This window comes from Kitasatospora sp. NPDC023385 (genome assembly GCF_055664045.1).
On sequence record NZ_JBVOOL010000032.1, the window covers coordinates 1 to 15,377 of the forward strand.

General features: G+C 70.3%; 11 protein-coding genes and 1 pseudogene. 7 read left to right on the forward strand and 5 right to left on the reverse strand.

The window, feature by feature from the left end; translation table 11 throughout:
• Nucleotides 1-571, reverse strand: a 571-nt coding sequence (locus AC0B61_RS31840; RefSeq protein WP_471745127.1) for an MMPL family transporter, incomplete at its 3' end; no start/stop codon positions are given.
• 256 nt (nt 572-827) lie between these two features.
• Nucleotides 828-1,298 (reverse strand): hypothetical protein, encoded by a 471-nt coding sequence (locus AC0B61_RS31845; protein ID WP_471745128.1) that lies wholly within the window; start codon nt 1,296-1,298, stop codon nt 828-830.
• A gap of 458 nt (nt 1,299-1,756) precedes the next feature.
• On the opposite strand from AC0B61_RS31845, the gene ltrA reads away from it, so the two are divergent.
• Complete coding sequence (ltrA, locus tag AC0B61_RS31850; protein WP_471745130.1) at nt 1,757-3,220, forward strand: group II intron reverse transcriptase/maturase; 1,464 nt, start codon at nt 1,757-1,759, stop codon at nt 3,218-3,220.
• Nucleotides 3,221-3,428: 208 nt separating this feature from the next.
• Here the strand turns inward: ltrA and AC0B61_RS31855 are convergent.
• Nucleotides 3,429-4,115: pseudogene (locus AC0B61_RS31855) on the reverse strand (site-specific integrase); the annotation flags it as partial.
• Nucleotides 4,099-5,454, reverse strand: coding sequence for a tyrosine-type recombinase/integrase (locus AC0B61_RS31860; RefSeq protein WP_471745132.1), 1,356 nt, complete (start codon nt 5,452-5,454; stop codon nt 4,099-4,101). The pseudogene AC0B61_RS31855 and the gene AC0B61_RS31860, both read right to left, overlap by 17 nt.
• Before the next feature lie 1,041 nt (nt 5,455-6,495).
• Between AC0B61_RS31860 and AC0B61_RS31865 the strand changes: the two genes are divergently transcribed.
• Nucleotides 6,496-6,711 carry a hypothetical protein gene (locus AC0B61_RS31865; protein ID WP_471745134.1) on the forward strand — a complete coding sequence of 72 codons (216 nt, stop codon included), beginning with the start codon at nt 6,496-6,498 and terminating at the stop codon, nt 6,709-6,711.
• A 67-nt stretch (nt 6,712-6,778) separates the two neighbouring features.
• Nucleotides 6,779-7,996, forward strand: a complete 1,218-nt coding sequence (locus tag AC0B61_RS31870) for an SPFH domain-containing protein (RefSeq protein ID WP_471745135.1) — start codon at nt 6,779-6,781, stop codon at nt 7,994-7,996.
• 929 nt (nt 7,997-8,925) lie between these two features.
• Here the strand turns inward: AC0B61_RS31870 and AC0B61_RS31875 are convergent.
• The gene (locus AC0B61_RS31875; protein ID WP_471745137.1) at nt 8,926-9,543 is read right to left on the reverse strand and encodes a TetR/AcrR family transcriptional regulator; all 618 of its coding nucleotides are present in this window, start codon (nt 9,541-9,543) and stop codon (nt 8,926-8,928) included.
• 127 nt (nt 9,544-9,670) lie between these two features.
• Here AC0B61_RS31875 and AC0B61_RS31880 point away from each other — a divergent pair, with 127 nt between their 5' ends.
• From AC0B61_RS31880 to AC0B61_RS31895, 4 genes are all read left to right on the forward strand, one after another.
• Nucleotides 9,671-11,230 (forward strand): acyl-CoA synthetase, encoded by a 1,560-nt coding sequence (locus tag AC0B61_RS31880; RefSeq protein WP_471745139.1) that lies wholly within the window; start codon nt 9,671-9,673, stop codon nt 11,228-11,230.
• A gap of 23 nt (nt 11,231-11,253) precedes the next feature.
• Entirely contained in the window at nt 11,254-12,465 is a 1,212-nt protein-coding gene (locus AC0B61_RS31885) for an acyl-CoA dehydrogenase family protein (protein WP_471745141.1), read from the forward strand.
• A 77-nt stretch (nt 12,466-12,542) separates the two neighbouring features.
• Nucleotides 12,543-13,964 carry an MFS transporter gene (locus AC0B61_RS31890; protein WP_471745143.1) on the forward strand — a complete coding sequence of 474 codons (1,422 nt, stop codon included), beginning with the start codon at nt 12,543-12,545 and terminating at the stop codon, nt 13,962-13,964.
• Nucleotides 13,961-15,316: a PhoPQ-activated protein PqaA family protein gene (locus tag AC0B61_RS31895; protein ID WP_471745145.1), complete on the forward strand. Its 1,356-nt coding sequence runs from the start codon at nt 13,961-13,963 to the stop codon at nt 15,314-15,316. The genes AC0B61_RS31890 and AC0B61_RS31895 overlap by 4 nt, the downstream gene beginning before the upstream one ends.
• Nucleotides 15,317-15,377: the final 61 nt, after the last annotated feature.

Here is a 15,377-nt window from a genome sequence, read left to right on the forward strand (position 1 = left end):
GCAGGATGACGCTGCTCACCACGCTGGTCTCGGGCAGCACGTGCGAGGCCAGTGCGGACAGGCCGGTGGCGGCGCCGACGCAGGAGATGGCGAGGGCCACGGGCACGCCGGCGGCGATGATCGCGCCGAAGACGACCAGCAGGATCAGCATGGTCAGCGGAAGGCTGATGAACTCGGCCTTCTCGAAGTCCTTGCCCAGGGTCTCGGTGAGCCCCTTCGCGGTCGAACCCGTGCCGACCTGGTCGATCCGCAGGCCCTGGTGGGCGTTCTGGACCGCCGCGCTCTCGCGCAGGTAGCTCGCGACCTTGGTGCGCTGGTTCTCGTACACCCCGCGCAGCTCACCGTCCAACACCGCACGCATCTCCCGCAACGCCTCGGCCTGGGTCGCGAAACCGCCACGACGGCGGACCCGACGCCGGCCCTCGTCCCTCCCGAGATCCACGGCGTACGTCCACGTCCCGTGCTTCGGATCACCGGCCAACCGGGGGCACCACGGACGCAGCTGCTTCCGGTTCTCGTCCGAACAACCACACCGCCGGTAGACCCGGCCGCGCTGCGCACGCTGTCCCATGTGTTCTCCTCTTGAACTCGGTGAGCTTGAGTCCAAGGTTGTCGTCCGCGTGGGTGTGTCGGCAGAGCGCGCGGGGCGGGGCGCGAGGCATGTCAGACCCAGTCGGGGAGGACACGCTCAAGGCGACACACCGCCTGGAAGGTCACGCCGCTGGGGGTCAAGGGGTCGCAGGTTCAAATCCTGTCGTCCCGACTGTGAAGTCGGTTGTGAGAGCCGGTACTTGGGAAGCCGAGTGCCGGCTCTTTCTGTTGCCCGGTCAGCTGGTGGTCGCACGGTGGTCTCCGGGCCACATCGGCCAGGTGTCTGAGGGTTCTTCTGTTCGTGTCTGCTGGTGTGCGGGCAGTCGCCGGTGCGGGCGCGGGTTCTGGTGCCAGGGGCGCCGGGCGCGGCAGGCGGGTCGGCCGAGGGCGGCGCGGTCGGCGTTGTCGAGGATCCAGGCGACGGCGTCGACGGCTGCGCGGGCGGCGAGGAAGGTCAGGTCCGTGTAGATGTTCGCGCTGGTGGACAGGGTGCGGTGGCGCAGGGTCTTGGAGACGACGGTCAGTGGGACCCCGGCCGCGGTGGCGAAGCTGGCGGTGAGGTGGCGCAGGTCGTGCGTGCGCCGTGAGGCGCTGTGGTTCGAGTGGAGGTGAGAGACCTTCGCCGCTGATCCTGTCGCAGCAGGGCGGTGGAGCTGAGGGCAGCCGGATCCGGGTGACGCCGGGGAGGATGGGAGCGGCCCTGACAAAGCCGGGACGGGCCAGTACTGCCAGATGGTTCGGGTCCGGCGAGCGGGACGGAGAGGAGTACGCGAGGAACCGGCGTGTGACACCCCCTTTATGCGACGCCAGCTCGAACCTGGTGGATCTGGGCTGGAAGCGGTGCGCACCCGTCGCGGGTTGGGCGGGGAACTTCCGAGGCAGTGGGCACGAGCTGTCAGGGAGGCTGCGAGGAAGGTCTGCGGCGTACTCGCAGCGATGCCGCAGGGGCATAGTCGGGCTCCTACTTCGTTGAGCGAACCACAGTGAACACGGGAACCGTCCCGGGTCTTGCCCTCCGCGTCGCGTCCAGCGGCGATGGTGGGGTTGGGCGCGTCGACCGCCGATCGGTCCGGGACGGGGCGGAGCCGCCGTAGTACTCCGAGGTCGGGAAAGCCGGCCGCATGGGGAAGGGCGGCAGCGGTTTCGAGAAGGGAAGGACGCTGCAATGCCGGAAGACGCGTCGCCGAATGGCGATGCTCCTCGTTCTGGTCCGCCCGGGCCGGGGGCGAGGGTATCGGAGATGCAGGCCAAGCTTCACCGTTGGGCGGTGGCCGATCCTGGCCGCCGGTTCGATGACTTGTTCAACTTCGTGTGTGACCCGGCGACGTTGATCGTGGCGTTCGACCGGGTCGCGGGGAACCAGGGTGCGCGCACCGTCGGCGTGGACGGCTTGACGGTCGCCGACGTCGCGGAGCAGGTGGGTGTGCCCGGGTTCCTGGACGACCTGCGGGCTCGTCTCAAGGACGGTTCATTCCGACCGTTGCCGGTGCGGGAGCGCAAGATCCCGAAACCGGGCGGGTCGGGGAAGGTCCGCAAGCTCGGGATTCCGACGGTTGCGGACCGGGTCGTCCAGGCGGCGCTGAAACTGGTGCTGGAGCCGATCTTCGAGGCGGACTTCGCTCCGTGCTCGTACGGTTTCCGGCCCAAGCGGCGTGCCCAGGACGCGATCGCCGAGATCCACCACTTCGGCTCCCGCGGCTACCGCTGGGTGCTGGATGCGGACATCGAGGCGTGCTTCGACTCGATCGACCACGCGGCCCTGATGGACCGGGTGCGTCGGCGGGTGAAGGACAAGCGCGTCCTGGCGCTGGTCAAGGCGTTCCTCAAGGCCGGGATCCTCACGGAACTCGGCGAACACCGGGACACCATGACCGGCACACCGCAGGGCGGCATCCTGTCTCCGCTGCTGGCCAACATCGCCCTGAGCGTGCTCGACGAGCACGTGATGGGGTCGTGGAAGCCTGGCGGGGCAATGTCGACCCACGGCAAACGCGACTACCGGCGCGCCAAGGGGCGACCGACGTGGCGGCTGGTGCGCTACGCGGACGACTTCGTCATCTTGGTGCACGGCTCGCGCGAGCACGTCGAAGCGCTGCGCGAAGATGTCGCCGTCGCGCTGGCTCCGCTCGGGTTGCGGCTGTCACCGGCCAAGACCCAAGTGGTCCACTTGGGCGACGGGTTCGACTTCCTCGGCTTCCGCATCCGGTGGAAGCGCAAGAGGGGGACGGACAAGTGGTACGTCTACACCTTCATCGCGGCCCGGCCCCTCCGGACCTTGAAGGCGAAGATCCGTGCCCTGACGCACAAGACATCGCAGCAGGACTTCGCGTCGGTTCTGACCAGACTCGGTCAGATCATGCGCGGATGGGCCAACTACTTCAAGTACGCCGTGGCCAAACGCACCTTCAGCAAACTGGACGACTTCACCTGGTGGAGGCTCGTCCACATGCTGCGGGCGCGCCACGGCTGGAACTGGGGACAGGTCCGCCGACACCTCGCCGCCTCCGGGCGGTGGAGGATCGCGGCCGACGGGGTTGAGTACTTCCGGATCGAGGGTGTGTCGGTCTCCCGCTACACCTACCGGGGCAACAAGATCCCGTCCCCGTGGCCTCCTGCGAACCCCGCCTGACGGCAGGAACCGTGGAGAGCCCGTTGCCGAGAGATCGGCACGGCGGGTTCGGAGAGCGGTCCGGGGAAACGGACTGGGAGCAATCCCGGCACCGCGCCCCGGGCCGACTCACCAAGCCGATTGTGGGGAGGGCGGCTTCGGTGGTGCCTTTGCGGAGCTGGTCGAGGACCCACTGCGGGCGTAGGGGCAGGCCGCTTTGGTGGGCGAAGACGAGGCCTTCCAGCCGGCCGTCGGGGTGGGCGGCCATTTGGAGGGCGGCCTGGCGGTGGAGGGCGGCCATGACTCTGGGGGAGAGGCTGATCCAGGCGCGGCTGGCCTCGGTCTTGGGCTCGCGGAGGTGAATCTTGCCGTTGTTGACGGCGGAGAGGGTCCAGCGGACGTAGAGCTTGCGGTCCATGAGGTGCACGTCGGACCAGTGAAGGGCGAGGATCTCACCGCGGCGCATGCCGGTGCCGAGCCTGACCTCGAACAGGTCGGTCAGCCGGTCGGCATAGTGCTCGGCGTTGTGGCGCAGGAACGCTGCCGCCTCGTCGGGCGTCCAGCAGACGCGCTCGGCGGCACGGGGCTTGGGCGGGACCGAGTGCTTGGCCGGGTTGTAGCGAAGCCGCCACGAGCGCACCGCGTGGTTCAGCGCGTTGCGCAGCGTGGTCACGACCCGGTAGATCGTGACCCGGCCGCGGCCGGCCTGCTGCTGGGCCGTGACACAGGCGTCGACATGCTTGAGGCGCAGGTCGGGGAGCCGGTAGTGACCGAACGCGGGGATCAGGTCCCGCTGGGGGTCAAGGGGTCGCAGGTTCAAATCCTGTCGTCCCGACTGTGAAGTCGGTTGTGAGAGCCGGCACTTGGGAAGCCGAGTGCCGGCTCTTTCTGTTGCCCGGTCAGCTGGTGGTCGCACGGTGGTCTCCGGGCCACATCGGCCAGGCCGCTGAGGGTTCTTCTGTTCGTGTCTGCTGGTGTGCGGGCAGTCGTCGGTGCGGGCGCGGGTTCTGGTGCCAGGGGCGCCGGGCGCGGCAGGCGGGCCGGCCGAGGGCGGCGCGGTCGGCGTTGTCAAGGATCCAGGCGACGGCGTCGACGGCCGCGCGGGCGGCGAGGAGCGTCAGGTCCGTGTAGATGTTCGCGCTGGTGGACAGGGTGCGGTGGCGCAGGGTCTTGGAGATGACGGGCAGCGGGACGCCTGCGGCCGTGGCGAAGCTGGCGGTGAGGTGGCGCAGGTCGTGCAGGGCGATGCGGGGGACGCCGGCCTTGTCGCAGAGCAGGTGGAAGCGGTCGAGGACGCTCTTGGGGTGCAGCGGGCGGCCGTGGCGGTGGAAGACGTAGCCGCCGGCGGGGGTGATCTGGCCGAACGCTCGTGTGCCGGCCCGGTCTTCGAGGGCGTCGACGACGCGGTCGGACAGGGCGACCCACATCCTGCTGCCTTTGGTCTTCGGCGTGGTGAGCAACACCTGGTTGTTGTCGACGACGGAGAGGGTGGAGCGGACGAAGAAGACGCGTTCGGGCAGGTGGACGTCGTCCCAGTGCAGGGCGAGCGCCTCGCCCTTGCGGATGCCGGAGCCGATCATGAGTTCGGCGAGGTCTGCATAGAGCGGGTCCGTGACGTGGGTGAAGCGCAGGAAGCGGGCGGTCTGCTCCTCAGTCCACAGGTGCCGCGGGGCGGAGGCGGGGCGGGCAAGGAGCGGGGGCTTGGCGGGGTTGCGGGCCAGGCGGCCGTCGTAGACGGCGCTGCTGAGGGCGCTGGAGAGGGTGGCCATGATCCGGTGGACGGTGACCCTGCCGCGGCCCTGGCGCAGTTGGTCGGTGACGTAGGCGCTTAGGTGCTGGCGGCTGAGGTCGATCAGGGGGATGGCGCCGAGGGCGGGGATGAGGTCCTGTTCGACGTAGGCGCGGTAGCGGGCCATGGTGGTGGGCTTGAGGCGGAGCTCTTTCTCGTCCAGCCAGTCCCGCAGGTGCTCGGCGGCGCGCTGCCTGGGGTCGGTGATGATACAGAGGGCGAGGCCCTCGTTGAAGCGGCGAAGTGCGATGCGGGCGTCGATTTCGTCGGGGAAGCCGGCGCGGTGGATGGTGCGGCGGTGGCCGTCGGGGGATGGGGTGTCGACGGCGAATGCCCAGGTGCCGTGGCGGGGGTCGGCGGCGAGGTGTGGGCAGTTGGTGCCGCGTTGTCGGCGGTGGTGGTCGCGGCAGCCGCAGCGCCGGTAGACGCGTCCTCGGTCGTTTCCCGGGTTCGGTGAGCAGCGCATGGTGATCGCCTCGGAAGGGCGAGCGCGCGGGTTCTGCCTCCCATTCTGCTCCTCTGGGGGCGACCACCGTGCGACCACTAGGCCCGGAGAATGGTTATTGACCTGCGGGTCTCCCTTGGCCAACGACAAGGGGAGTGAGCCGCAGGCCGGGCTCGGCCGCGTTCGCGGCTGTTGGGTCTTGTGCTCCTCTTCGTCGTCCCGGTCTTCGGCGTCGTTGCTGAGGTCTCCGTCGATTCGTCGTACTCGCTTGGGGGAGTCAGCAGCCGTGGATGCCGGCGAGGAGCTCTTCGGGGAGGTTGCGGGTGGGGCGCTTGGGTCTAGGGAGCCGGTGGTGCAGGCGGGGTGGATGTGGGTGCGCCGGGCGGTGTCGGACGGCTGCGCGAGAGCACAGGCCAGGTTCAGCAGTGTGGAGGTGCCGGCGTTTGTCGAGACAGTGGTGATGCGGGCCGGGTGGTCACACTCGCCGCAGCCCCCGCGCGGTGATCAACCCGCGCTGGTCGGGGTCGACGCCGCGTACGTCGCGCCAGGGTGGCGCGACACAACTGAGGGAACCGGTCTGCGACCTCGACCGTACGAGAGGCCCCCTCGACCGGAGCGCAGTCAGACAGCATCGGCGCGCCGGGGTCGCCGGCGTCAGCAGTAGGGCCTGGCGCGGACGCAGGTTCACGCACCGAACGACGGGGGCAGCGCTGTGTAGTGCTCGCCCGCCGCCTTGACGGCGGTGTCGACGTCACTCGGGTGCCCCGGAAATCCGCCGATACGGGCGGTTGGTGGCCCAGTCTCCGAGCTGGGCCCGGTCGGCTCCGGGCCGGGACTCCCAGGCCAGAGATCCGAGCCGCGTACCCGAGAAACGCCTCCCTGCTGCGGTCGGAGTACCGTGGGAGGAGTCGGGGCGGTCGCGCCGCGCGCGCTGCTCGCAGGCATTCTGTCGAAGTACTCGACCGGGGGCCCCGGTGCCCCCAGGAGGGGTGCCGCCCGTGGCTGTCCGTGTTCCGTCCGCCCACCGCCCCGTCGTGCCGCACGGCACGAGGTGTCATGTACGTGGCCGATGACTCCCAGCAGAGCCCGGTCGGAGCCGTCGGGAGGGTGACGGTGCCGATCCCGACGGACGGGCCGGGCGAGGTGCTGGTCGGCCTGCGCGGCGGGTCGGAGGTGTTCGCGGCGTGGTCCGCCGGGCCGATCGCGGTCAACACCCGGGTGGTAGTGATCGACACGGTCTCCGCCCGGTCGGTGCTCGTCGAGCCGCTGCCCCGCTGAGTCCGGCGGCCCCTGCGGCCTCGTCAATCTGTTGTAGGTCAGGCTGTTGTAGGTCAGGCGGTTCATCATGTTGTTCTGGCACGTGCCCGCGCCCAACGAGGCCATGCTCATCTCCGGTTCCAAGCGGCAGTCGCAGGACACCCAGTTCCGGATCGTCACGGGCCACGGGAGCTTCGTCGTTCCCGTCAAGCAGAAGGCCCGCATGCTGTCCCTGGCCTTGCAGGAGGCGGAGATTGCCGAGGACTGCGTCACCCAGCAGGGCATCCGGCTCACCGTCCGCGCGGTCTGCGTCTTCAAGGTCGGCGACGACGCCGTGTCGATCGCCAACGCCGCCCGGCGCTTCCTGTCCGAGCAGAACCAGATGCAGGAACTGGTCGGACGGATCTTCGCGGGCCACCTACGCTCCATCATCGGCGGGCTGACCGTGGAGCAGATCATCAGGGAACGTAGCCGGGTCGCCCAGGAAGTCATGGCGGGCAGCCACAGCGAGATGGAGAAGCTCGGCATCGTGGTGGACGCCCTGCAGATCCAGGAGATCGAGGACGCCACCGGCTACATCAACAACCTGGCCGCGCCGCACGCGGCGGCGGTGGCCAGTCAGGCCCGGATCGCCCAGGCCAAGGCCGATCAGGAGGCGAGCGAACGGGAGCAGCAGGCCGCCGCGCTGAAGGCCGAGTACGAGCGGGACACCGCGATCAAGCGGGCCGGTTTCCTCGCGGAGACCGAGCAGTCCAGGGCGCGCGCCGCACAGGCCGGGCCGCTCGCCGAGGCACGGGCCACCCAGGAGGTCACCGAGGAACAGACCGCTCTCGCTCAGCGCAATGCGGCACTGACGGCGCAGCGGCTGGAGGCGGAGGTGCGGCGCCCGGCCGACGCCGAGGCCTACCGGAAGCGGACGCTGGCCGAGGCGGACCGCGACCGGGTGAAGTTCGAGGCCGACGCCGGCGCCTACACGGAACGGACCCTGGCCCAGGCGCAGGCCGACGCCAACGCCGCCCGCGCGGCGTCGCTGCGGGACGGCAACCAGGAGCTGATCGCGGCCAACCGGATCGTGGAGAACCTTCCCGCACTCGCCGACGCGGCGGCCCGGGGCATGGCGGGCGCCGATCTGACCGTCCTGAACGGCACCGACGGGGTGAACCAGATCGCGGCCGGCATCGCCAGCCAGGGGCTGGCCATACTGCGGTCCCTCCAGCACTCCACAGCGACCTCGACGACCGGCGCATCGGCCGCTGACCCGAACGTCAACGGCCGCCCCGCGCCCCGGCTCCCGGACCGGAGCTGACCCGGATCCTCCGCCGCGAGAGTCGTCGAGGACAGCTCGCAGTGAGTCGGCCAGGCTGGGTACGGTCAGCGCGGCCGCCTCGAAGCCCGCCCCGATGGCGGTCTGTTCGTCGAAGCGGTGAGGAAGTCCTCGATGAGGCGCTCGAGCGCGCGTGTAGACATAGGCCGGGCGGCGCAGGGCGCGTCCGGCTTTCGCGTGGCGGGCAGAGTGGTGACGCCACCGCTCGCTTGCGGTCGGGACTCAGACCGAAGCAGTGCGGTGGGGTCCGGGCGGGTAGCCGGCTGCGTCGTCCATGCCGGCCTGGTGGACCTGCGGGACGACTACCCCGGCTTGCGCGGGGGCGGACAAGAGGAGCGCGGCGCCAGTGTCGCGGCGGTGTGATCGTGGACAGTTCTTGTCGCCGACTCGTGCGAGCGCCACCCGAGGAACGGGTGCCCACTTGCCGGGTCGCCGCTGACTACAGCGGCAACGACGCGTGCCGCGTACCTGGAAGGCGGGTCCATCGCCGCCCTCGCTCGCGAACACCGCGTCAGCCGCGGCGCCATCCGCACCGCCGTCGCGGACCTGCACGAGTACACGGCCGCCGACCCGGGTGCCCCGGCCCTGGACCTGCCGGTTGTCCTCGACCTGCCGGGCAAGGTCGCCGGCTTCCTCCGCGCTCGCCGAGCTGGAGCCCGGCGAGCGCGCCGCACCGATGGTCCCCGAGGCCGGGGGAGAAGCCTGCGCCCCGAAGATGGAGACCAGGGTGGGGGCCGTGTACGGGAGGGTCTCGATGTCGTCCGCATCCCGGACCGCGTCGGTGGGCGCGTGCGGCGACCGCTCCCGTAGCGAAGACCAGGGCCCTGGGTGTGTCGAACGTACGGGAACGGGATCCACATGGCCATGGCGGGCGTCCTCCCGGCCGGCCAGCGCCCCTGTGCTGCTGAGCGTCAGCGTGCGGCGGGGGGTTCGCCTTCGAAGCCGGTCGCCCAGTAGCGGCCCCTCAGCGAGAGGTCGAGCAGCATCTCGGTGACCGCCTCGGGTGACAGGGGCCGCGGGTCGGTCTCCAGCCACCACTGGAGGACGGAGATCTGCTCGCCGACCCAGGCGCGGGCAAGGACTTCGACGTCGATGCGGGGAGTCACCGCGAAGTGCTCGGCGCGGGTGCGGAAGACGGCGGCTGCCGCCTCCGTCCGTGCTGCGACGAGTCGTCGCAGGGCGCGCCCGTCGCCCTCGCCGCGAAGCACGACCCGGTAGGCGTCCCGTTCCTCGTCGGCGTGGCGGAACATCTCCAGGATGGGCTTGCCGGTGAAGCCCTTGGCGTCGGCGGCCAGGAGCGGCTGGATCCGGCGGTCCAGCTCCTCCTGGAGATCGGTCACCACCTGGCCGAGCAGGTCGTCCTTGTCCGTGTAGTGGCTGTAGAACGTCGCGCGTCCCAGGTCGGCGCGCTCGGTGATGTCCTCCACCTTGACGTCGGCGTAGCCCCGCTCAAGCACCAGCGACACCAGTGCGTCTCGCAGCAGGCGCCGGGTGCGCCGTACTCGGCGGTCCCCCATCTCGGCCGGCATTGGCCCTCCTCACGGTTTCGAACCGCATGTTACACGCCCATTGACACATTGAAAATTTCTGGACACGCTGTCCAGCATTGGTCGTCATGGCGCAAAGCAGCGTCACGGACAGGGATGAGATCCAGCAGTGAACCTGGGCAGTTACCTCAGCCGTAGCAGGACGTTCTGGCCCGACCACGAGGCCCTGGTCTGCGAGCAACAGCGTTGGACCTATCGGGAGTTGGACGACTCCACCAGCCAGCTCGCCGCCGCCCTGCTCGCACGCGGCATCCGGCCGGGGCAGGCCGTCGCGACCTTCGCAGGCAACTGCGGGCAGCTCGTCGAAACGGAGATGGCCCTCTGCAAGGGCGGCTTCCTGCGCGTACCGATCAACTCGCGGCTCGCCGCCGATGAGGTCGAGCACATCCTCGACTACGCCGCCGTACGGGTCCTGTTCACCGACGCCGCGCACGCCGAGACCGCTCGCCGCGCCGTCGCCCGGGCCGGCGCCGACTGCCTCGTGGTCGACTACGACAACGCCGTCGAAGGCGTCACGCACTACGACGCTCTGCTGGCCGAGGGCACGGCCACCCGGCCCGTCGCCGTCGACGTGAGCGAGGACGACCCCGCCGTACTGAACTTCACCTCGGGCTCGACCGGCAAGCTCAAAGCCGCCGTTCAGACCCAGGGCAACCGGCTCGCCAACATGCGCAAGCTTCTGATGACCCCGGGCGGTGGCCCCTCCACGGCCGAGCGCTACCTCGCGGCCGGACCCATCACGCACGCCACCGGCATGGGGCTCCTCGCGTCCCTGTCGCGAGGCTCGACCGTCGTGGTCCTGCCCAGGTGGGACCCGGAGCTGTTCCTGCGCACCATCGAGGCCGAACGGATCACGACGACCTTCCTGGTGCCCACCATGCTGAACATGGTGCTGGCCCACCCGAACCTCGCCGGGCACGACCTGTCGTCCCTGACCTCGGTGCTGGTCGGGGGCGCCCCGGTGTCACCGCAGCGCCTGCGGCAGGCGGTCGAGGCGTTCGGCCCCGTCCTCATGCAGGGCTACGGACTCGGCGAGACCACCAGCGGCATCACCCTGCTGACCGCCCAGGACGTGGCGGCCGGTGTCAGCACCGACCCCGACCTCCTGATGTCGTGCGGGCGGCCGCTCTTCGACACGGAGGTGCGGGTCGTCGCCGACAGCGGCGAGTCGGTGCCCGCCGGGAGCCTCGGCGAGATCGTCGCGCGCGGGCCGGACTGCGTGCGCGAGTACTGGAAGGAGCCCGAACTGTCCGCGGAGACCTTCCGCGACGGCTGGGTGCACACCGGCGACATCGGCTACCTGCGCGAGGACGGCTACCTCTTCATCGTCGACCGCAAGAAGGACATGATCATTTCCGGCGGTTTCAACATCTACTGCAGCGAGGTCGAAGCCGCACTCTACGAGCACCCGGCCGTCGCCGAGGCATGCGTGGTCGGCGTCCCCGACGAGGAGTGGGGCGAGGCCGTCAAGGCCGTCGTCGTACGGCGCGCCGGCCACGCGCTGGACGAGGCCGAACTCATCGCCTTCTGCGCCGAGCGACTGGCCCGGATCAAGAAGCCCAAGTCGGTCGACTTCGTGAACGCCCTCCCCGTCAACCGCAACGGCAAGACCGACCGGCGTGCCGTGCGCGACCGCTACTGGGCCGGCAGTGCCCGCAACGTCCACTGACCTACGACCGGAGCCGATCCCGCATGCCTTTCTCCCTGACCCCCAGCTACGACGACAACCCCCGCCTGGCCGATCTCGTCGGCCGCCTGCGCGAGTACCTCGACGGTGAACTCGCCGCCTACGAAAGCGATCTGGGCCTCACCCACGAATCCGTCTACACCCGCTCCGTCCTCGAACCCGTCTGGCGGCGCAGCCGCGAACTCGGCTTCTACGGCATCCACCTGCCCCCGGAACACGGCGGCCAGGGTCTGACCTTCACCGAACTCGCCGCCCTGAAGGAGGAGGTGGGCGCTTCCGGGCGGGTGCTCCAGCACAGCGTGCTCGGCGACATGGGCGGGCCGCTCCGGGCCGGCTCGATCCTCCAGTACGCCACCGACCGGCAGTTGGAGACGTACCTGCTGCCGGTCATCCGCGGCGAACGTGCCTGCTGCTTCTCGCTCACCGAGACCGACGCGGGCTCCGACGTCCGCGCGATGCGCACCACCGCCACACCGGACGGCGAGGGCTGGCGCCTCACCGGCCACAAGGTGTTCTCCTCCGCCGGGCCCTTCGCCGACTTCTCCGTTCTCATCGCGCGGATGGCCGAGCCGGAGCCCGAGGACGGCACCCCGCCGGGCAAGCCGAGGTTCTCCGCGTTCCTCGTCGACCTCGACGCGCCCGGCGTCACCGTCGAGGCGGGCGACACCCCGATGTCCGGTGAGCACATCGAGAGCGACATCATCCTCGACAACTGCTACGTCGGGCCCGGGCAACTCCTCGGCGGGGTCGGCGACGGCCTGCGGATCGGTCTGGGTCGCGTCACCACCAACCGCCTCCTGCACTGCCCGACCGCCCTGGGCGGTGCCCGCCGCGCCCTCGCGCTCAGCGTCGACTTCGCCCGGACCCGGCAGGTCTTCGGTGCGCCGCTCGGCGCCCTGCAGTCCATCCAGCACAAGCTCGCCGACATGGCCACCGCCTACTACGCGGCGCGCGCCATGACGTACGACGCGCTGGCCGCCCTGGACGCCGGCGCGGAGCCGCGCACCGAGGCGTTCATGTGCAAGCTCCAGGTCGCCGAGAGCGCCTTCCGGATCGCCGACGATGCGGTGCAGATCCACGGCAAGGCCGGACTCGTGCGCGGCGCCGAAGTGGAGCTTCTGTTCCGGCAATTGAGGATGTTCCGGATCCTCACCGGGTCCTCCGAGATCCAGCGCAACGCCATCGCGGGCTCGCTGCTGCTCGGCGACCGGCGCTGACCCCTGCGCCCCGCTCCGGTACCCGAAAGGCCCGATCCGCTCCACCCACCCCCCAACTCCGCACCGGAGGCCAGCCCATGGTGGACAGAGTCGTCCCCGTCCGAAGCGTGGGAGACCGGCTCGACCGGCTCCCGCTCAGCTCCTTCCACCGCAGACTCGTCGTCGCGCTGGCCGGAATGATCCTCTTCGAGTGGATCGAGACCTACTCCTTCGCCTTCGCCGCACCCGTCCTGAGTGAGCAGTGGGACCTGCCGCTCTCCGGGCTCGCCGCGGTCGTCGCGGTCAGCTCGCTCGGCGCGTTCACCGGCGGCGTCCTGGGCGGCTGGCTGGCCGACCGGGTCGGGCGACGGCGCACGCTGCTCGCCTTCGCCGTCGTCTACTGTCTGGCCGCGCTGTCGGCCACCCTGGTGCAGTCACCGCACCAGCTCCTGGTGGCACGCACCGCCGTGCAGTTCGGCGCCCAGGGCACGGCGGTGGTCGCCATCGTCGTCCTGTCCGAGTTCGTGCCGGCCGCCGCCCGCGGGCGCATGCAGACGTACAAGGTGGCACTCGGATCGCTCGGCATCCCGATCGCCGCCTGGTCCGGCTACTTCCTCCTGCCCCAGTGGAGTTGGGGGTGGCGACTGCTGTTCGGGCTGGGAGCGATCGGGGCCGTCTTCGCCGTGCTCGTGTGGCGGTGGGTGCCGGAGAGCCCCCGCTGGCTGGCCGCTCAGGGCCGGACGGAACGCGCGCACGAGATCGTCTGCGCCGTCGAGCGCGCCTGTGGGGTGACGCCGTCGGATCCGGCTCCGTCCGGGGGCTCCCCGGACGGAGCCGGTGCCGGGGTGGCTGCCCGGGTCCGCGCGGTCAGCCTGATCACCGGCGCGTACCGGCGCAGGTTCCTCGTCGTGACGACCCTGTGGACCACCGGACTGCTCGCCTTCTCCGCCTTCAACACCTGGACCCCCACCCTCCTCAAGGACCACGGCCTCACGCTCGACGACACCCTGCTGGTGTCCGCCGTCCTCGCCACGGCGGCTCCGTTCGGCGCACTGGCCGCCGCACCGCTCATCGACCGCTGGGACCGGCGCACCACGCAGCTGCTCCTCGGCCTGCTCAGCGCGACCGTGCTGCTGCTGTTCAGCGTGGCCTGGTCCTACGCGACGATCCTCGTCTTCGGAGTCGCCGTCAGCCTGCTGTTCCAGATGGCCGTCCCCTTCATGCAGGTGTACTCCGCCGAGGTGTTCCCCACCCGGATCCGCGCCATCGGCTCCGGCACCGCCAACGCACTCTCACGGATCGTCAACTTCGGCGGCCCGGTCCTGGTGACCGCCGTCTACGCGGGTCTCGGCTACACCGCCGTCTTCGCCGTGCTCGCCGCCCTGGCCGCCACGGGCGGATGCGCCGCGTACCTCTTCGGGCCGCGCTCCACCGGCGTCAGCCTGGAGGACGCCGCCTCCGCCTCCGCAGTGCCGAGCCCGCCGGTCCCTCTCATCGACAGCGAACTGGAGAAGACATGACCGCCCCGAAGGCCGTCCCCGCCGGTGACGACGCGTGGAAGCAGGTCGGCCCCGCGGGCCTCTTCGACCTCGGCGAGCTGTACAACACCGACAGTCTCGACACGGTGATCGAGAAGGACTCGGTCGAGGAGAGCGCCGCCCGGCTCGGCGCCCGCGTGCGGAAGATCGTCCTCACCTTCACCAGCCAGCGGTGGCACGGCATGACGTGGCGTCATCCCGTCCACGTCTACGCGCCCGCTCTCGCATGCGCGCCGGAGCACGGAATCGCGGGCATCATCGGCACCGAGGCCGCCTTCTGGAACGATCCCGGCAACGAGCGCCGCGTCATCCCGGAGACCAGCCGCGAGACGGAGAGCGAGTACGCGGAAGGCGTCGCCGTCGACCTCGGCATCCCGGTCATGATCTTCGCGAACCCGCCCGAACTCCCCGTCGACATGAACGAGTCGGACCTCAACGGCTACAGCAACCGGAAGTTCTTCGAGACCGGCGACTTCACCTGGTACGGCTACTACCCCGTCGCCACCGCCTACCTGCGCGCCATCACCCTCCTGGCGACCCTTCCGGGACTCGGCGTACGCAAGGCCGTGCTGTTCGGCCACTCCAAGCGCGGCATCGGCTCGAGCATCGCCACCGGCGTGGACCCCGACCGCCTGGCCGGCATCGTGACCACGGGCACCAACGGGATGAACATGCTGGAGGCCACCGCCCGTAAGACCGGCCAGCTGGGCATGGATGTCGCGGGCCCCTCCGTGCGCAGGGAAGGCCTCGGATTCCTCTCCGCCGACACACAGTTGAGGATGTTCAACACCCCGCTCGGCTTCGAGGCGCTCAAGCGGTTCGACCCCTACTTCTGGCGCGACTCGATCACGACGCCATGGCTCGTCGTCAACGGTACGAACGATCCGTTCTTCGCCGTGGACGTCGCCCAGAGCATGCGGCACGCGCAGGGGCCGACCACCCTCCTCGCCGTCGACAACCTCGCCCACACCTGGGTCTCGCAGAAGATCCTCACCGCCTGGCGGATGTGGCTGGGCCATCTCGCCCACGGACACCCGCTCCCCGCCCTCGACGACCTGACGGTCGAACGGTCCTCCGAGCACCTCACCGTGACCGTACGCACAGACATCCCGATCACGGCGGCCCACCTCGCCACCGCCGTCGTTCCCGGTACGGACTGGCGCCACGCCCGGTGGTCCCTGACCCCCATGACCCGGGCAGCCGACGGGACGTACCGGGTCAGCGTCCCGTTCCTCGCCGGCCGGAGCCTGGCCTGGTGCGTGGAGCTGCGCCACGGAACCCCGTCGGATCCCGGCCTCGTCACCTCGGCGGTGAGCGTCGAACGAGTTCGGTAGCCAGGACGGCACGCATGTGCTGAGGCAGACCGGTTGAAAAGTGCGTCGCAGCACTCGGCGA